The sequence below is a fragment of the Bacillus sp. EAC genome (genome assembly GCF_002156875.1).
Classification (GTDB): Bacteria; Bacillota; Bacilli; order Bacillales; family Bacillaceae_G; genus Gottfriedia.
On the sequence record NZ_NCSY01000004.1, the window covers coordinates 180,442 to 199,681 of the forward strand.

21 protein-coding genes and 1 riboswitch are annotated in these 19,240 nt (G+C 33.0%); of the genes, 17 read left to right on the forward strand and 4 right to left on the reverse strand.

Annotation, left to right across the window (positions count from 1 at the left end; genetic code table 11):
- Positions 1-51: 51 nt before the first annotated feature.
- Together B7R65_RS08325 and B7R65_RS08330 are read right to left on the reverse strand one after the other, a co-directional pair.
- Positions 52-756, reverse strand: a complete 705-nt coding sequence (locus B7R65_RS08325; protein WP_088042304.1) for a Dph6-related ATP pyrophosphatase — start codon at positions 754-756, stop codon at positions 52-54.
- A 122-nt stretch (positions 757-878) separates the two neighbouring features.
- Positions 879-1,514, reverse strand: coding sequence for a pentapeptide repeat-containing protein (locus tag B7R65_RS08330; protein ID WP_088042305.1), 636 nt, complete (start codon positions 1,512-1,514; stop codon positions 879-881).
- 365 nt (positions 1,515-1,879) lie between these two features.
- On the opposite strand from B7R65_RS08330, the gene B7R65_RS08335 reads away from it, so the two are divergent.
- Both B7R65_RS08335 and B7R65_RS08340 read left to right on the forward strand, forming a co-directional pair.
- Complete coding sequence (locus B7R65_RS08335) at positions 1,880-2,254, forward strand: YciI family protein (RefSeq protein ID WP_088042306.1); 375 nt, start codon at positions 1,880-1,882, stop codon at positions 2,252-2,254.
- A 280-nt stretch (positions 2,255-2,534) separates the two neighbouring features.
- Complete coding sequence (locus B7R65_RS08340; protein WP_179194813.1) at positions 2,535-2,915, forward strand: YxeA family protein; 381 nt, start codon at positions 2,535-2,537, stop codon at positions 2,913-2,915.
- Between the two features lie 139 nt (positions 2,916-3,054).
- Here B7R65_RS08340 and B7R65_RS08345 read toward each other — a convergent pair whose 3' ends face one another.
- Entirely contained in the window at positions 3,055-3,516 is a 462-nt protein-coding gene (locus tag B7R65_RS08345) for a GNAT family N-acetyltransferase (RefSeq protein ID WP_088042308.1), read from the reverse strand.
- A gap of 210 nt (positions 3,517-3,726) precedes the next feature.
- On the opposite strand from B7R65_RS08345, the gene B7R65_RS21275 reads away from it, so the two are divergent.
- From B7R65_RS21275 to B7R65_RS08415, 15 genes are all read left to right on the forward strand, one after another.
- Complete coding sequence (locus B7R65_RS21275) at positions 3,727-3,885, forward strand: hypothetical protein (RefSeq protein WP_179194814.1); 159 nt, start codon at positions 3,727-3,729, stop codon at positions 3,883-3,885.
- Positions 3,878-4,690 (forward strand): protein phosphatase 2C domain-containing protein, encoded by an 813-nt coding sequence (locus B7R65_RS08350; RefSeq protein WP_088042309.1) that lies wholly within the window; start codon positions 3,878-3,880, stop codon positions 4,688-4,690. Before B7R65_RS21275 ends, B7R65_RS08350 begins: the two co-directional genes overlap by 8 nt.
- Positions 4,691-4,747: 57 nt before the next feature.
- Positions 4,748-5,164, forward strand: a complete 417-nt coding sequence (locus tag B7R65_RS08355) for a GNAT family N-acetyltransferase (RefSeq protein WP_088042310.1) — start codon at positions 4,748-4,750, stop codon at positions 5,162-5,164.
- 61 nt (positions 5,165-5,225) lie between these two features.
- Entirely contained in the window at positions 5,226-5,816 is a 591-nt protein-coding gene (locus B7R65_RS08360; RefSeq protein ID WP_256941215.1) for an AAA family ATPase, read from the forward strand.
- Between the two features lie 254 nt (positions 5,817-6,070).
- Positions 6,071-6,808 (forward strand): UMP kinase, encoded by a 738-nt coding sequence (gene pyrH / locus B7R65_RS08365; protein ID WP_088042311.1) that lies wholly within the window; start codon positions 6,071-6,073, stop codon positions 6,806-6,808.
- A gap of 333 nt (positions 6,809-7,141) precedes the next feature.
- Positions 7,142-7,336 (forward strand): hypothetical protein, encoded by a 195-nt coding sequence (locus B7R65_RS08370; protein WP_088042312.1) that lies wholly within the window; start codon positions 7,142-7,144, stop codon positions 7,334-7,336.
- A gap of 165 nt (positions 7,337-7,501) precedes the next feature.
- A complete protein-coding gene (locus B7R65_RS08375) occupies positions 7,502-8,401 on the forward strand; it encodes a Nif3-like dinuclear metal center hexameric protein (protein ID WP_088042313.1) in 900 nt (299 codons plus the stop codon).
- Positions 8,402-8,467: 66 nt separating this feature from the next.
- Positions 8,468-8,657, forward strand: a riboswitch (cobalamin riboswitch).
- Positions 8,658-8,773: 116 nt separating this feature from the next.
- Positions 8,774-12,499: an Ig-like domain-containing protein gene (locus B7R65_RS08380; RefSeq protein ID WP_088042314.1), complete on the forward strand. Its 3,726-nt coding sequence runs from the start codon at positions 8,774-8,776 to the stop codon at positions 12,497-12,499.
- Between the two features lie 95 nt (positions 12,500-12,594).
- Positions 12,595-13,329: a DUF4430 domain-containing protein gene (locus tag B7R65_RS08385; RefSeq protein ID WP_088042315.1), complete on the forward strand. Its 735-nt coding sequence runs from the start codon at positions 12,595-12,597 to the stop codon at positions 13,327-13,329.
- Positions 13,326-14,195, forward strand: a complete 870-nt coding sequence (locus tag B7R65_RS08390) for an energy-coupling factor transporter transmembrane component T (protein WP_088042316.1) — start codon at positions 13,326-13,328, stop codon at positions 14,193-14,195. Before B7R65_RS08385 ends, B7R65_RS08390 begins: the two co-directional genes overlap by 4 nt.
- Complete coding sequence (locus B7R65_RS08395) at positions 14,192-15,850, forward strand: ABC transporter ATP-binding protein (protein WP_088042317.1); 1,659 nt, start codon at positions 14,192-14,194, stop codon at positions 15,848-15,850. The genes B7R65_RS08390 and B7R65_RS08395 overlap by 4 nt, the downstream gene beginning before the upstream one ends.
- Positions 15,823-16,524 (forward strand): ECF transporter S component, encoded by a 702-nt coding sequence (locus tag B7R65_RS08400; protein WP_088042318.1) that lies wholly within the window; start codon positions 15,823-15,825, stop codon positions 16,522-16,524. Before B7R65_RS08395 ends, B7R65_RS08400 begins: the two co-directional genes overlap by 28 nt.
- A gap of 284 nt (positions 16,525-16,808) precedes the next feature.
- Positions 16,809-17,159 carry a hypothetical protein gene (locus B7R65_RS08405; RefSeq protein ID WP_088042319.1) on the forward strand — a complete coding sequence of 117 codons (351 nt, stop codon included), beginning with the start codon at positions 16,809-16,811 and terminating at the stop codon, positions 17,157-17,159.
- A gap of 68 nt (positions 17,160-17,227) precedes the next feature.
- Positions 17,228-17,683, forward strand: a complete 456-nt coding sequence (locus B7R65_RS08410) for a flavodoxin (RefSeq protein ID WP_088042320.1) — start codon at positions 17,228-17,230, stop codon at positions 17,681-17,683.
- Positions 17,680-18,576 carry a WD40/YVTN/BNR-like repeat-containing protein gene (locus B7R65_RS08415; RefSeq protein ID WP_088042321.1) on the forward strand — a complete coding sequence of 299 codons (897 nt, stop codon included), beginning with the start codon at positions 17,680-17,682 and terminating at the stop codon, positions 18,574-18,576. Before B7R65_RS08410 ends, B7R65_RS08415 begins: the two co-directional genes overlap by 4 nt.
- A 105-nt stretch (positions 18,577-18,681) precedes the next feature.
- On the opposite strand, the gene B7R65_RS08420 is transcribed toward B7R65_RS08415, so the two are convergent.
- Positions 18,682-19,116, reverse strand: coding sequence for an SRPBCC family protein (locus B7R65_RS08420; protein ID WP_088042322.1), 435 nt, complete (start codon positions 19,114-19,116; stop codon positions 18,682-18,684).
- Between the last annotated feature and the right edge of the window lie 124 nt (positions 19,117-19,240).

A 19,240-nucleotide genomic window follows, 5' to 3' on the forward strand; every position in this document is an offset into this window, starting at 1 on the left:
GAGGATCATCATTATTTGATAATCCTCTATTTTGCTAACTGACAGTTTAGTTCAGCAAGAAAGTTTGTTTAAATTATCAAGCTCCAAAGGTAAAAAAGCATATTCTCCGTCCTTAATAACCTTACATTTACGAACTGGAATAGGATGTTTAAAAATAGGCCCATCTATTACTGTGGTATGGAACTCTCCACCTTCTCCGCACGGGTCAATAGCACGAGCTTCAAGTTCTTTTATGTATTCATGGGTTAACGTTCGACCTAAATCGTCTTCGCGCATTCCTAATGATAAATTAACCGTTACAATGATCGTTTCAAATCCCAGATTTATGAATTCTTCGACTGCTTCACGATGATTTATTTCCCATAATGGCATCCCGAGCTTTAATCCAGCCTGCTTCGTAACCTTTTCATGCCAACAGCCATGAGCAGGCATATCCAAGTCTCCGGTTACTAACACTTCAGCACCTAGATTTTTAGCATTTTCTAAAAGGCGTGTAAATACTTTTTCATAATCTGCCCAACTTGCATCACCGGTATATACGGGCAAACCTATTGATTTAGCTTGGGCACGTATAAGCTCCGGAGGCATCCCATGGGATCTGGAACGTTTCCCTTCTTCTTCCAGCATGACGATGAGTCCAACCGCTTCACCAACATTCATTGCTTTATATAATGCTAGAACACTATCCTTGCCACCGCTAAAAGAAGTTATAAATTTATGCCCGCGAGCACCATTTTTCCAATCAAATACTGCCATACATATTTTCTCCCTTCATTGACTTCTATCAAGAGACCCATTTATAAGCTAATTTGATATTTTATATATGAAATTTTATAGCTATATAGTTTGATTTTATCACGCTTGGACCTCATAAAATTTTAATCGTTAATGATTAATCCCATTAGTGTCGCAAACTGAACAGCTTGATACGATGAAACTTTGCAACCTTTCAAACTGTCTATTGAAACAATTAATGTATTAAAGTTAGAAGAACTAATATCTATGCCCTTAAGTGATGTTTGTTCAAAGTTTGCGCCCTCGAGATTGCATATTTGAAAATCAACTTTTTTAAATTTACAATCATAAAAATCAGTATTTTTTAATGCCGCATCTTGAAATATTACCTTTTCTAACTTTGAATTTCCAAATAATGCCAAATTTAATATAGAATTATCAAACTGTACGTTTCCGAAGCTAGATTCCGTAAAATTCACACCTAATAACTTACAATTTTTGAATATGACTTTGTGAATGGAAGACTTGCTCAAATTACAATTTGATAAATCACAGTCTTCAAAATATACATCAGTAATATCGATTTTGCTAAAATCTGTATTGTTGAATCTACAATTTTTAATTACCATTTTAGATAATCGTGCTCTCTCAACAACTTCATTTTCAAAAACAGAGTCAGAGATACTACACATTTCTAATTCCGGATCTTCTTCATAAAAAATATCGTAAAAGTTTTTCGATAGTAATTCTTTTGGGATATTTGGTGAATCAATTTTCATAATAATTCCTCACTGTCTATATATTTGATCTTTCGTCATCTAATTAATAGATTAATTAACCTTAACTATAAAGAATTTTAGATTAAAAAAAAGACTATTATTTTGTATGAGTTTATGTGCAAAACAACTTTATTTTTAAATTCAGTAGATTTAATCTGGTAATTTTATTAAGTGTATGGTTGGATTACCTTATAATTTAACGATTGCATTATTTAACCAGCAATAGACTGATTCTGGGGATTCTTTTAGTTTCACTATATGAAAGATAGCGTAGACAAGGATTTTAAAAGGAATAGTCGAACTTTAATTGAAAAGGAATTAATGAAAAACAAAAATCTGATTATCTTAAAAAAGGGGACTTTGAAATGAAATACTTATGTTTAGGTTACTTCAATCCAAAAAAAATGGATGCTCGTTCCGAGAAGGAGATTGAAACGATCATGAGTGAATGTCACCCCCACCTCGAGAACCTTTACAATAGTGGACAAGTACTTATCGATGCTGGACTTGACTCGAAAGTGAAATATTTACAGCGCAAGAATGGGAAGGTTGAGGTTTTGGACAGCCCTTTGATCAAAACCACAGAAATGATAGGGAGTGCGTTCATCATAGAAGCACATGACATCGAGGAAGCAACTAAGTTGGCATCCTTACATCCGACCACTCAAGTGGAAGCCGGAGAGCAGTTCGATTGGAGAATTGAGATCCGCCCTATTCATTACTTCGAGAAGAGAGTTTAAAAGAAATTTATAGACATTAAGAATGATTGCATGTGTTAGCTCAAGATCACGAAGGAATGGTTAAACAGTCCTTCATGATCTTTTTTCTTTTCTGAAGGAATCTCTTACATTTGTTTTATATTATACTTTTTCATCAACTTTTTTGTATGTTCAATTCCTTTTTCTATTAAATAAACGGATTTTGAACGCTTGATGCCATGAACGAAATCAATCATAATGAAAAGCCTGTAGATTGTTTAAAATAAATAGGCACAAAGTAAACTAATTAGGGGTGTACAATTTGAAAAGGCATTTAACAGTTATTACCTTTATAGTAATCGTTTCACTTTTATTATTTGGTTGTCTAGATCCTCATACAAAGCAAACGATCGGAACAAAAGAGATGTACGTTCATATAACTGAACATGGACAAAAAAAGACAATAAAAGATGAGAAAGGGGATTCGTTTAACCGCTACTATTATCAAATAAAAGCATACGATGAAAATGGAAAACAAGAAATTGTTACTTTCAGTGCTGCCAAAAATTTAAAGTTAGATTCATTTCTGCGTGTTTATGTAGCTAAAGGTAAGTATAAAGATGGAACTAAACCTATTAGCACATATGAAGAGGTGAAAGAATTAGAAGTGCCAAAGAAAGCTAGAGTAAAAATACATGGTTAAACTGTTCAATAATTTACTGTTATTGAAGTACCAAAGCCTTTTTAGCATATTTTCATAAGGAATATCCGAGAGTTTATATGAATAAACCCCCTTTTTGAACTAAAAGGGGGCGTCTCCTTGTCAGAAATCTATTAAACCACTAACCATTCCAGTCGACAGCTAGCATACCATATACAATATGATCAACATAATGATCGTAAAGCCATTCAGCATTTCTAATTTGGCCCTCATGGATGAAGCGGAGTCTTTCTGGAATTGCTCTACTCTTAGTATTTTCCACAGCTGCTCTAATTTCAACTCGATTTAATTTTAAGTCATTTATTGCATAATTGACAAAAGCACGACATGCATTTGTCATTATTCCGCAGCCTTCAAAACCTTTCCCTAACCAATATCCAATGCTTGTTGATTTGTTATGCCAATCAATTTTATGGAACCCTATTACGCCAGCGATTTCACCATTATGCCATATCCCTGCTTGTATGCCATTATTTTCTGCATATTGCTTCTGTGTTGATTTTATAAAGTTTTCCGTATCCTCTAAAAATTTGTTATTTGCAATTAATGGTAACCATTGTTTTAAATGATCCATGTTCTTCATTGTAATAACATTTTTAAAACGGTATTTTTATCAATCTGATGAGTAAACACACTAATCGCCCCTTTCAAAATAGTTACTAGAAGTATGTAAAACTATTATATATAATTTTATAAATTTCTGATAACTAATATTTTCTATTATTAGTTTAGAAGGTTAATCAGATATTAGAGCGAATAGTAAAAAATAGTATTTTACTGGGAGGTAATAATTATGGCCAATTTCACAATAACAAACGATGCTATTTCACTTAAATTTTATGATGAAACTGATGATCCCAAATTAGCAAGAGGCTCTAATGGGGATAATAGCGGTGTAATTAATCTTTGTAACAGACTAAAAACTTATTTAGACAATAACAGTCATGAATAAAAAAGTAAGAGATTTTAGCTGGGTCGGTAGCCAAGGAAGCTTTGTAGATAAACCTGACGTCATTACTTTAAACAATGTCGTGCTTGGTAGGTATGGTGGTAATTCGAAAGCAGGTCAATATAAGAATGAAGATGGATGTTTAGTTTGGTCAAACGAGAGTGAAGATTGGGAGTTTATTATGTTATTGGATGCTCATAATACAGCGAAAAGTGCTGAAATCGTATTAAAGCAATTCGATAAATATAAATTGGAAATAAAGAGTTTACTATCAACGCTAACTAACTTTTATTCTTATAAAAATCTTGAAGAAAAGGTGTTAAATATCTTTCAAGAGAAAGCATTTATAGAAGAGTGTAGAAATACTCAGGGAGAGACTGCATGCTTAATAATAGTTAGAAAAGATAAATACATTTGGTGGTTTTCAATTGGAGATTGCATTTTATATTTATACCATCCAGAACTTTCTGCACTAGGGCAATATCAATTAAATCAAAGACAATTTTTTGAGTGGGTTGGACAAGTCAATACGTTTGAACAATCAGTGCCATGCTTTAGTAGTGGAATAAAAGAATTAAGAAAAGGGATAAACCATATCTTACTAACAACTGATGGACTAATTGAGTGTCCAAATGACCCTTTTTCGAATCCAAAAGATATATTTAAAGCTTTTTTGGATAAGTCAGATGAGAGAAATGTGCAATCACTGTTATTGAAAATCCAAGAAGAAAATGTAAGAGATAGCACAACAATCATTTCCTGGAAAGTAAATAGTTTGAAAGAAGCAAGTATGCCAAGTAATTTATAAAATACGATTTTTTTTAGCGAGGGTATACAATTATAAAGGGAATGGGGAGGATTTTTGGTGGAAATTATTAAACAATGGAAACAAGATGAAAGTGATTTTATTAGACAAAAAGTAATAGAGCATAATATGAAGTGTCTTCCAGATGAATTAAAAATTCCTAAGGAAAATATTAGTTTTATCGTAAAAAATGAAGAGGAAGAAATAGTTGGGGGAATAACAGTAACTACTTTCTGGCAGCACATGCACATTGATTATTTATGGGTATCAGAGGATTATCGACATGAAGGTTATGGCAGTAAACTGATAAATAAAGTAGAAGAGTTAGCAATTGAAAAGGGCTGTAGACTGATTAATGTAGATACATTTAGTTTTCAGGCTCCAGAATTTTATAAGAAACATGGATTTAAAGTGATTGGTGTAAGTGAAGACCATCCAAAAGGACATAATCATTATTTTTTGGAGAAAAGACTTTAAACTTGGTAAAAGAATAATCTACTAGAGTGTTCCTACTATTTCTAGGAGAGGAAGTAAGGCGTTGAAAAAAATATCGTTTCAAGGTGGAATGGCTAGTGGCAAGACAACTTTGATAAAACGTATTGAAAATAGGTTAAGAGATAAAGACATTATTTTTACATATGAAAATCCTTTTCCTGTTGTAGAGAAACGTAAGAAGTTGAATATAGATATTCACACAGAGGAAGGGTTTCTGGCCAATCAGCGATTATTTATCGAAAATGAAATTGATCGATTTAATCAACTACCAGATTGTAAAGTTATATTTGATAGAGGACCTGAGGATATAGAATTTTACACAATACATTTTCCGATTGCAAATGGAGTTAATTGGCATATTGAATCTGACTTGGAACAAGAACTAATAAAGCTCCGTAAATGTCGTTCAGATTTGATTATCTATTTAGATGCAAGTGAGGAAACACTGAGAAAAAGAATGTTAAACGATAAAAATCGTTCTCGAAACTCGTTTGAGCAAAACATGAAATTGTATCAATTTGAAAGAGAATGGTTTAGTCAATTTAATACGACATTTGTAAATGTTGATAAAAGAACTCCAGTTGAAATGGAAGATTGGATGATTAAATTTTTTAAAGAACATAATTTTTTATAGTTTCACATTACTAAATGTTAATAAAATTCCTTGACCAAAAATAAACTATTTAATAAACTTACTTAAGGAATATTTAGACTAGTTAAAAAACAAATGAAGGAGGGAAAGTAAAATGAAAAATGTCAGATTTTCTTTTGAAAGTGGTTGGTATTTTCATTTATCTTTCTCTCTATCGTATTTTTTTTAGAACTAATGACTATCAGTCTTTAGTTCTTTTTTTATGAATTTAATTACGAATGAGAGGGGAAAATTTAGTGACAAAATATAAACGTGTACTAATTAAACTTAGTGGTGGAGCTTTAGCGGATCAAGATGGAAATAGTTTTGGTTCAGATCGATTAGAACATATTTCTAATGAAATTTTATCCTTAGTAAATTTGGGTGTAGAAGTATCTTTGGTTGTAGGTGGAGGAAACATATTTAGAGGGAGTTTAGCTGAAAGTTGGGGAATTGATAGAGTAGAAGCTGATAATATTGGAACGTTAGGTACTATTATTAATAGTTTAATGTTAAGGGGAGTATTAAAAAGTAAGATAGATAAAGAGGTACGGGTGATGACTTCTATTCCAGTAAATGCTGTTGCTGAACCTTATATAAGATTACGAGCTGTTCAACATCTAAATAAAGGATACATTGTGATTTTTGGTGGGGGAAATGGTCAGCCTTTTGTTACGACAGATTATCCTAGTGTTCAACGAGCAATCGAAACAAATAGCGATGCAATATTAGTGGCAAAGCAGGGAGTGGACGGAGTTTTTACAAGTGATCCAAAACAAAATATTGATGCGAAAATGTATAGTAATCTAAATTACAATGACGTAGTTAAAAATAATATTAAGGTGATGGATCAATCTGCGCTATTACTTGCTAGAGATTATAAAATGCCAGTTCACATTTTTAATTTTGATGAATCTGGAGTAATGGAAAGAATCTGTTTAGGAGAGCACATTGGGACAATTATAAATCAGGGTTTAACCATTCTTAGTAAATAATGTAACCTGACTATTTTAGATAAATTGTAAAACAAACTGTAAATAAAAAAGATGATTGTATCAGATATACGAGATCCTGTAGGAATAGCAGGACAGAACTAAAAAACGAGCAACCTGGAGAGGAATTCTACATTTCTCCATGTTTACTGGCAACAAAGTTTACGAAAACAGCCATTTTAAATAACGAATTAAAAATTAAATGTAGGTTATAAATTATCAAAATAAATCATTGATTTTATAAGTAAGATATATATTAAGAATAAAAGAGTTGGTTTCAGTTTGATTTAAAGAATATACAATCGAATGTTGTTTTTCTTTGAAAGGGGCTGAAGTATGAAAAGAAATAAAAATATGGCTCTAATCACATTATTAATTTGCTTTTTACTTATTTTTCTAATTGTCACTGCCATTCGTCACATTACAATCTACATGGTGTTTAGTTCTGGAATTATGCCATTTATTATTATAGGAATAGTAAGTTTAGCCATTGTATTTCTATATTTAAGGGGTTTAAATCAAAGAAGATAATACGAACAAGACTAATCCACCAACAATTTGGTGGTTTTTTTAGAGGGGTTTTGTGGATTTTAAAGAATTATTAAATGAATTATATTTTATTAAAAACAGATTTAATAGGAAATTGAAATGACTATATAAAAGAGTTAATCTCTATTTACAATTGGAGTGGGTAAGATGGTTGAACTGTCAGCAATTAGTAATAAATTAGATAAAGAGTTTAATATAAAATCATATGGAAGTGATTCGTCGTTTAGTCGTTTTGTTCCAAATGCATTTAATTCAATTGAATTTGATTGGAAACATAATTTCGAAAAAGAGTTTACGACATTTTTTAATGGACTAATGATTAAGGGGTCGCCTTTTGTACATAAAGTTTTTTTAGCGGTATTCCCAACAGACGAGATTTTAGAACGATTTATTAGCGAGGGCAATGAAGGAGATCTATTGTTCATGCATCATCCAATCGTGATGGAGTGTGGAGACCCAAATGGAAACTGGGGCAGGGGATTTATCCCAATTAAAGAGAGGTATATCCGTCGAATAAAGGAAAAGAAATTATCAGTTTATACATGTCATATCCCTATGGATTTGCATATGAAATTAGGACCTCATATCGCTATGGCAAATGAATTAAACGCCGAAATAGAAGATAAAATTGAAGAATATATATTAATTTGTCGTGTGAACAAAACGGATACGAATCGTTTTGTTTCTCAAGTCAAAGAAATATTTGATATTCCATATGTCGATTTTGAAGGTCAGAAAAGAAATGATATCGAAAAAATTGCAATAGTTGCAGGCTGCGGTGATAAAGTTGAATGGATGAAGCAAGCTCAAAAACAAGGTGCACAAGCTTATTTAACAGGTGAAATCCATTGTCATATAAATAACGAATATGGGAAACAAAGATATGCCGAAATGAAGGAGTTTGTGAAAGAAACATCCATGTCTCTCATAGGAGTTTCCCACGCGGCTTCTGAATTTATCACTCATAAAACGTTAATGAATGATTGGTTTAAACATCATTTTAATCTAAAGACAGTGATCATTCCTCAGGAAAAATGGTGGGTTTAAAGATAAAGTAATTGGTGGACAAAAAGTGAATTAGTATATATGATTAGATAGAAAATTTTAAAAATTAAATATAATAAAAATAGAGGTGCGAGTTTGTAAGAAAGCTTGCTTAAAAGGGAAGCCGGTTCAATTCCGGCGCGGTCCCGCCACTGTATTTGCTGAGTAAATCTTTAAATGCCACTGTCTTAATAGATGGGAAGGTTAAGAGGAACGATGACGCATAAGCCAGGATATCTGCCTTTATTGTATGCCACGATCTCTACGGACGATAGGGAGCGGGTTATTCGTGTTGTCTTTTCGGTATTTATGACTTCTAATAGCCTTTGACCTATCTTCCAGGTCGAAGGCTATTATTTTTTTAGGAGGAGTAACATGAAAAGTTTATTTACACGGTTTTTATCACTTATTCTAATTTTCACCTTGTTAGTACCGACTAGTAGTAACCATGTATTTGGTGAAGTAAATCAAGTATCTACAAACACAAATGTAATCAATCAAGGGGACATCGAAGCAGCAATTGGAAAATCATTTGCCAAAATGATGAGTTCAGGAACAATTTCTGGTGATTGGGTAGCATTGGCTGCAGCAAGATCAGGTATTACCGTTTCAACAGATATAAAAACTCAACGTTTAGCAACCATTGAAAACTATGTAAAAGGTAATCTGAGTGTTACGGACATTGCTAGAACAATCATTGGTATAGTATCACTTGGCGGAGATCCTACAAATATTGGCAACATTAACCTAGTTGAAAAGTTGTATCAAAGCGATTCTGTAGCGATGAACGCGAAAATATTTTCATTAATTGCTTTAGATACAAATAATTATGAAATTCCATTAAATGCGAAGACACAACGGGATGCACTAATTACTGGAATACTTAGCTTACAACATATTGATGGTGGATGGTCTCTTTCTTCAAATCTTAATAGTGCCAGTGACCCGGATATTACAGGGATGGCAATGACAGCACTTTCTAAGTACAATAGTCAGCCACTAGTAAAAACAGCTATCGATAAGGCTGCTGATTTTTTCAGTGTAAAACAGTTGCCAACCGGAGGATTCGCTTCCTATGGAACAGAGAATTCAAACAGTGCCTCTCAAGTATTGATGGGGTTAACTTCAAACAATATTGACCCAACTAGTGCCTCATATACAAAAAACGGAAATAATGTCGTCACAACTTTACTTAGCTATCAGTTACCAGATGGCGGATTTAAATGGATGACTTCAGATACAAAAAATAATTCGTTAGCCTTAGAGCAAGCTCTTTATGCACTGGATCAGTACATATTTTACTTAAATGGAAAAGGTTCAATATATGACTTTGTCAACAGCCCAGTAATTGACCCAACACCTATTGTTGATAAAACAAATTTGCAATTAATAATTACTGAAATAGAGGCATTAACCCAAGGGAATTATACGGATTCAAGCTGGCAAACATTACAGATAAGTTTAAACAATGCAAAATTAGTATTAGCTAATACGAAAGCCACACAAAATGAAGTAGATTCAGTTTTATCAATTTTAACTACATCAAAACAAGCGTTACAAACAAAACCAGTTGCACCACAGACGATTTCTGTCTCTTTAACTGTAAATGGACTAAGCACAGCTGCAAAGAAGGACGTAAGTATACCAAATACAAATGCAACGATCGAAGCAGGGAAAACAGTTTCGGATGTATTTGAAAAAGTACTTACTGAGAAAGGTATTCCATTTACAAATAATGGTGGTAACTATATTTCTACTATTAATGGATTGTCCGAATTTGATGGCGGACCAAATAGCGGATGGTTATATTCCGTTAATGGAATCGATCCTAATATAGGCGTTGGGCAGTACGTATTAAATAATGGAGACAATATTGTTATTCGATATACTGACGACTATACGAAAGAACCTTCTCAAGGTGGGGGGAACGGCGGTGGTAGTGGATCTGGAGGAAGTCCTTCACCTATCTCGCCACAAATTGATCAAGAAATTAATAATATTGGATTACCGTACGATAATAAACAACCAATTGATAAAGTTGGGAAAACAACTGCTGTACAAAATAGTTCAGCAAAAATGAGCGTTCAACAATCGAATGAACTAAAGAAAAAGCTACAAGAAAATATTATTTCATTAAGTAAATCAATCTCTAATTCTTCTGATACTACAGTTAAAGATAACGCAGAAGAGGTAAGTATAATAGTTCCTGCAAACTCAATTTCAAAGGATACAATAATAAATATTCAGGAATTGCAATTAAAGAGTTCAGAACAACTTTCAAGCGTATATGAATTTACACCTAACGGAACGATCTTTAATAAACCAGTCTATATTTCTATTAAAGTTCCAATTGGGGAAATAGACCTTAACAATATAGTAATCGCATGGCTTGATGAGAAAAGTAATAAGTGGATTCCTATTCCTGCATTATTAAATGCAAGTACAGGGGTGATTACTGGTAAAGTAAATCATTTTACGAAATATGCTGTCATTGATCGAAGTAAATTAAACGATCTGGACTCGCAAATAGTGTCAGTAACCAATGAAGTGAAAGAAGCTGTTAATCAAATTGTTAATAGTGGAACATTATCTGACTGGGAAGCATTTGGCTTAGCTCGTTCAGGGTATATATTACCAAACTCCTACTTATTACAAGTGGAGAAAAGTTTGAAGGATGAAAATGGAGAGTTCCGAAAAGTAACAGACTATGAAAGAATTGCTATCGCTATTAAAGCAGCAGGTGGTAATCCGATGAACATTGGAGGCTATAATTTAATTGAAAAAATTTACAATAATGAGAGAATGATAATCCAGGGAATAAATGGCCCGACTTTTGCTTTACTTGCATTAGATAGTGGCAATTATCAAATACCTGCAAATGCAAAATGGACAAGAGAAACACTAGTTGACTGGTTATTACAGCAACAAAATGTTGATGGAGGTTTCCCTTTATCAAAAGGTGATAAGAGTAGTGTTGATATAACAGCGATGGTTCTTACGTCACTTTCTTCTTATAAGGATCAAGTAAAAGTAAAAAATGCTGTAGATCAGGCACTTGAATGGCTATCTAAAGAGCAACTCCAAAACGGTGGATATATGCAATATGGGGAAGAAAGCAGCGAAAGTGTTTCACAAGTCATTATTGCTCTTTCATCACTTGGTATTAAATCAAATTCAATCGCATTTAAAAAAGTTAATGGTGACTTACTAACAAATTTGTTTAGCTTTAAAAATAAGGATGGCGGTTTTTCACATACACATGGACAGTCAACAAATGAAATGGCGACTGAACAAGCATTAATGGCACTAGTTTCTATTGATCGTAATAATAATGGAAAAGAAAAAATCTACCAACTTGTTTCAAATTCGAAATTTATAATTGCAGAAGTCTCAAATAATTCAAACAGTGTATCAGGACAAACATATCCAGATGCGAATATCACTATAAAAAATAAATCAGGAAAAGTATTAGCTACAACTAAAGGAAATAGTAAAGGGGTATTTAATACGAAGATACCTGTACAATCTGCTGGAAATATACTGTACTTCACAATAGAAAGCTCATTAGTAGGGAATGAAGTATACACTTATAAAGTTTTAGATCGTGTTTCACCAGTAACACCCAATGTTAGTCAAGTTGATAATAATGATCGCATAATCAAAGGAACTGCTGAAAAGTATTCAACTATTTATGCATATGTTGGTTCAAAGGAAATAGGGTTCTCTAAAGCAAATTCATTAGGTCATTACACTATTTCAGTCAGTGCCCAAAAAGCGAGAGTAACAATAAAATTATACGCTACAGATGCTAGTGGAAATAAAAGTCAAACAAGAATTGTAAATGTTTTGGATAAAACGCCACCTGTTATACCAACTGTTAGCTCAGCTACAAGTAAATCGACATTAGTGACAGGTAAAGGTGAAGTCTATTCAACTATTTATATTTTTAATGGAAATAAATTAATCGCAAAAACATCTGTTACAAGTAAGAAAACATTCAAAGTTATCATCCCAAAACAAAAGAAAGGGTCCACTTTGAAGATTTACGCACAGGATCGTTCCAAAAATAAAACGAAAGTAATTTCCTACAAAATTAAATAGCCATTTCTTGTAACAAAATGAAACGTTTACGCTGGAGTGAGGAGTTTAATTAACTCTTCACTCCTTATAATTTTGAAACAAGGAGTGTATAACTGATGCTAAAGCTGATTAGAAACAGTTTACTACTATTATTAACAGTTGTAATGGTAACAGCAGTCACTGGATGTAATGCTACGTCGAAAAAGGAAACTCTATCGACACAAGAAGCGAATGAGAAACAAGCTGTTGCCTCGACACATGTACAGGATAAAGAAAATGAAGTAATTGAACAAAAAAAGAAAGAAGCTACGAAAGAGACAAACTCAAAAATAGAATCTGAGCAAAAAGCTTCTACCGAAAATAACGTAAATGAAAAGAAACAAAAACAAACTAAGCAGGTAAATCAAGCTTCAAACGAAAAAAAGAATACAAATAGTACATCAAGTACGAATAAGCAGCAAAAACAAATTATATCTAAAAAACCAGTTGAAAAAGAGGAAGAGAAAAATATTATTATCTTCTCAATTATTGGAGATAAAGAGGTAGGAACAATTTTTTCTAAATCACAAGTCGAATATAAAGAAGGAGATTCAGTGTTAGATGTTTTGAAGCGTGTGACGCGTGGTCATAAAATACAAATGGAATATACCGGCTTTAAAGCTACAGCTTACGTGCAAGGAATTGATAATTTATATGAATTTGATCGCGGTGGAAAGAGTGGGTGGATGTATCGGGTAAACGCAGTATTTCCGAATGTAAGTGCAGGAGCTTATCATTTGAAAAAAGGTGATAAAGTGGAGTGGCTCTATACATTGGATCTTGGTAAAGACTTAGGAGCAACTTATAAATGAAAAGTGGGTTTATATCTTTACATCCGTTAGTATGTTTTTTTTACTATGTTGGTGTATTCCTATTTGCAATGATTTTTTTTCATCCACTTTTTCTCTTAACAGCTATTTTATTTATGATAGGTTTAAATTTTACGCATGACGGTGGTATAAAGTTAAGAGGGTTACTACCTTATTACTTAGTAATGGGTGGATCTATAGCGATATGTAATCCATTATTTTCTCATAGAGGACGAGTCATTTTAACGTATTTCATGGATCAGCCAATAACATTAGAAGCAGTATTTTACGGAGTTACATTGATGCTTTCGTTACTTTTAATACTTTTGACGTTTTTATCTTTTCAGCAAATTATTACTACTGATAAATTTATGTATTTATTTTCTGGAATTGCTCCAAAAACAGCTCTTATTGCGTTCATGTCGATCCGATTTGTTCCTTTATTTAGAAGAAGGTTACATCAAATTACTTTAGTCCAACAAACAAAAGGAATATCAATAAGGCACGGAAGTCTCACAAAAAGAATGAGAGATGGAATGTTACTTTTGCGAGTGTTATTAACTTGGTCACTGGAAGAAGCATTACAAACCTCTGATTCTATGAAAGCTCGTGGCTATGGAACTACTCGTAGATCAGTTTATGTTGTTTATCGTATGGAACGTAGAGATTGGACCCTTTTAATTATTCTATGCCTTCTAGGTCTTTCTTGTATTTTAGGACGGATTAGTGGTTATGGAACACTTGAAATTTATCCAATGTTGGAGACCATTCGTTATTCTACTATTGAATGGATTCTATATTTTATATTTTGTTTGTATTTATTCCTTCCCATGTTTATAGAAATAAATGAAAGGTTGAAGTGGAAATGATTAAAGTAGAAGGACTTTCATTTTGGTACCCAGATGAGCATCATGCTTCATTATCAGATATTTCGTTCACAATTAACGAAGGAGAGTTCGTCGTGTTATGTGGAGCTTCAGGTTGTGGAAAAACAACACTGCTCAAGCATCTGAAGCAAGAAATTAAGCCAATTGGAAAAACAATTGGAAATATATTCGTATTTGGTGAGGGAATTGAAACAATATCAAATAAGCGGGCTGCGGAGCAAATTGGTATGGTCTTTCAAAATCCAGAAAACCAAATTGTGATGGATACGGTATGGCATGAACTTGTTTTCTCTATGGAAAATATGGGATATTCTCTAACTGTTATGCGTAAGAGACTTGCAGAAATGGCCAATTATTTTGGATTAGAGTCATTACTTTATAAATCAGTTCATGAATTATCAGGTGGTCAAAAACAACTTTTAAATTTAGCATCTGTCTTACTATTACAGCCAAAGTTGTTATTACTAGACGAGCCAACGTCTCAGTTAGACCCAATTGCTGCAAAGGAGTTTCTTCAAATACTACGCCAAATCAATCAAGACTTTTCAACAACGGTTATCTTAAGTGAACATAGGTTAGAGGATGTCATTCCAATGGCTGATCGAGTGTTTATGCTAGAAAAAGGCAAAATTAAATACGTTGGGTCTCCTCAATATTTCTGTAATGAAATTGGAAATGGATTAAATAAGTCAGATCTTTCTTATCTACCTGCTGTCACTAGACTTTATTTAAACGGAGAGTGTGTGAAACCTAAAGAGGGAGAGATAAAATTACCACTTACTGTGCGCGAAGGTAAGAGTTGGTTTACGAAATCTTTTGAATTAAATGATGAAGAATATCAGAATCATAAAGTAGTAGATTCAAAGTCTAATTTAGATAGTGAAATGATTTTGGAGTGCAAAGAAGTTACTTTTTCGTATGGAAAGAATGAAGAGGATGTATTGAAAAAACTCACACTATCAATTTATAAAAATGAATTTCTTGCGATAGTAGGTGGTAATGGGGCAGGTAAAACAACGTTACTACAAGTGTTAGCTGGATTATTATCACCACAACGAGGAAAAGTAAAAACTTCAAAATCGAAGAAAATTGGTTACTTGGCACAAAATCCGTTAATATATTTTAGCTATGATACGGTTGAAGAGGAAATTTTACTTATGGCTAATCAAGCTGGATTAATAGAGCCAGAAAAAGAGATTAAAAATCTACTTATCTTACTAGAAATTGAAGATATTATAAAAATGCATCCCCATGATCTAAGTGGGGGGCAACAACAGAAGGTTGCATTAGCAATGGTACTTATTTCTAGGCCAGATATTTTGTTAATCGATGAACCTACAAAAGGGCTTGATCCTATTGCGAAACTACGTCTAGCTGAACTGCTTCAGGATATTCGTAACACAGGTACTACAATCGTGATGGTAACTCATGATGTCGAGTTTGCTGCACGACATACATCAAGATGTGCTTTGTTATTTGATGGGTATATTACAACTAACGATGTTCCATCTAACTTTTTCAGCGAGAATTATTTTTATACGACATCGATTAACAGGCTAGTACGAGATAGACTACCAAATGCCTTAACTGAAGAGGATGTGATAAGGAAATGGGTCGTGCGCGATTATTCCTTCTAGTTATTGTCATTTTGTTAGTAGGAGTCCTAGCATTTTCAACTGCTATTTTAGATGACCATTATATATTATTAAGCTTAACATTCCTTGTAATTGCTATGGTTCCATTTTTCCTACGATTAGAAATAAGAAATATAGAGACACGGGAGTTAGTTTTAATTGCTGTTCTTGCCGCAGTTGCTGCAATTGGAAGAGTTCCTTTTGCACCACTGCCTAGTGTCCAGCCTACTTCATTTGTTATTATTGTTTCAGCTGTTGTTTTTGGTTCAGAAACTGGTTTTTTAATTGGTGCAATTGCAGCGCTTGTATCAAATATATTTTTGGGCCAAGGACCTTGGACTCCATGGCAAATGTTTTGTTGGGGAATGATTGGTGCAACGGCAGGATGGTTAAGAAACACATGGTGGATGAAAAAAAGACTTGGGCTTTTAAGTTTTGGATTTATATGGGGATTTTTATTTGGCTGGATTATGAATATTTGGTTTCTAATTAGTTTGCCAGATGCGTTAAGCTGGTCTTTAATTGCATTAGCCTATATAAAAAGTTTTTATTTTGATTTAGCACATGCAGTATGTAATGTATTTTTTCTCGCAGTATTTGGTGGTTCTTGGATAAAGATCTTAAAACGGTTTGGAAAAAAATACGGTTTATTAGGTAGACAATCAATGAAGAATTAATTGCTAATAAAGTAGTAAGCGGAAGGGATTTAGTATGAGGTCATTATTTCCTCGTAGAAATGGAGACTTTCTAAATCTTTTTAAATTTGAAGGAAAATACACCAAATGAAAAGTTGGTGTATTTTTTTGTGTTATAAAAAGTTAAATAAACAATTGACATTGATAATCATTATCATATAAAATTACTAATGAAAATGATTATCAGTATCAATTATTGGATTTCGATTATTACTTCTGTTTTGTTAATGAGAATAAATTAGCGAAAAGAAAAAGGAGGGACACCGATGGATAAACATTTTATTATACTTGAGGCGTTTCATCAGCAGGTAACTTGTTGTTGTCCAGGACAAAAACATCAACATCTGATTGAATTCTTTGAAGGTGATATTTGGACAATGACAAATGAGCGGAAATATGTAGATTGCTTAGGGTGGCATTATTTAATTGATAATAATAATGACTTTGAGTTTTATGTACATGTTGAGGATATTGAAGAACTATATGAAAATGGAAAACTTAGTTCTACATGGGATATCGAACTAAAAATAAACCATTTAAATTTTAAGATAAACGAGGCACTAGAAGAGAATAATCGAGAGTCATTTCTTTCTATTGCAAATGAATTAAGAATGTAAAAAATAAAATGAATGATGTCAACGGACACACAATCTAAATAAATAGAACCTTTAAGGAGAGAGAACAAATGGCAAAAATATTAATCGCATTTGCAAGTATGTCGGGAAATACAGAAGATATCGCTGAACTGATTAAAACAACAATTGAATCCCCAAGTCATGAAATCGAAATGAAGGAAATTGAAAACATTAGTTCTCAAAAACTATTAGACTATGATGGCATTATTTTAGGTGCATATACATGGGGAGATGGAGAACTACCTTACGAAGTGGAAGATTTCTATGATGACATCGAAGGCTTAGATTTAGCTGGTAAGAAAGTTGCTGTATTTGGTTCAGGTGATCATGCGTATCCTAAATTTTGCGCTGCGGTTGATATATTAGAAGAAAGATTAATAGCTTGTGGAGCGAACCTAGTCGAGGAAGGACTTAAGGTTGAATTGGCTCCTGAAACAGAAGAAGACATTGAACGATGTGTTACTTTTGCATTCAACTTTTCAAATAAACTTGAGGAAACTCTATGAATAACATGTTCAGTTCTACTGCTGTCTCAAGAACTGAAAGCGGTAGTGTCGTATTAGCTACCTCAAATAACGGACTTTTAATTGAAAAGGACGGACATTGGATTCATTCATTATCTCAATTAAACTATCATATCCGAGATCTTAAATGTGTCGGTAAAATGATTTATGGTGTTGGTGAAAATGGGGTATTTATTAAAAGTGAGAATGAGGGGAAAGATTGGTCAATAAAGCATTTCCCTACGAAAGCAAGTGTTTGGAGTTTATGTTGTAATTCAAAAGGTCTTGTAATAGCTCATGGTGAGAAAGTGATTTACATATCGACTAACTTTGGAGAAACCTGGAAAGTAATTTCTCCATTTACAGTTAATAATTCTCCTTCAATTCGTTCTTTATGTTTATTTGAAGATAAGTTATTTATCGGTACAAAGATTCATCCTGAAAATGGAGGAATCTGGATGCTCGATCTAAATACGTTTGAGTCAGTAAGAGTTAAAGTTGAGACTGAAAAAATGATATCGTCAATGTTAGTGCATGATGAACTACTTGTAGCTGTCAGTGGCTCGTGTCGTGGGAAGAATGGAGTCTTGGAATTCATTCCATTACCCTCCATTAGAAATAAAAGCGAACATAAGTGGAACGCATGCTATAGCGCCGATGGGCAAGGAAGTTACTTAGATATTTGCGCTCATAATGGAATCTTGTTTACATCGTCTACTCAAAATGAATCTGGATATAGTACCGTCTCGCGTGTGTATCTTGAAAAACAGCTTTTAGTACCTTGTGATTATGTTAAAGGACATGGCTGGAGAATCTGTAATGAGAATGAAAATTACATTGTAGCCGGTCAGCATGAAACAAGAGTATATTTAAGTAACGCACAAAGAGTTTGTTAATTAGTTAAAAAAATAAGAAAAAGGAAGTGAAACTCAAAGTATATGAGATCATTTCCTTTTTAATTCTGCTTGTCTAAAAACAAGTCCTTTTTAATCCCAGGAAAATTATTTAACTAATGCACCGCGCAATTGAGTTACTCCAAACTCCAAATAACATTTTAAGCAGCTTAGCATAAATACCCAGCCTTCTTTATTATCGATTATATGATGTACGTAATTAGAATCATTTTCATTAAAACCTTCTTCAACCACTTCAATTATAGTAGTTGAATGATCTAATTCATTTAGCGTGATTGTAACGATATGAGCATCCTCAGAATCTCCCCAAGAGAACACTATTTTCTCGTTTTCTTGGATTTCGATTATTTTAATAGCGCCTTCAGCGTTGTATAAATCATACTTTAAAGTGATAACTTTTCCTTCAACCCATCTTTCAGAGCTAGATGAAAACCAAAAGTTTCGTATTTTAGAAGGATCAACAAATGCTTCAAATATCTCTTTTGCTGGCTTAAGTATTTTAAATTTCGTCTGGTTATTCATTGATAAAACAACTCGCTTCCTATGTAGTGAATAAATTCAATATTGTCCGAATAAGTTTATTTTATACTTTTTATTACTGAATGTGTATTATGTATCGGAATTTTCAGGTAATTATTTAGACTAA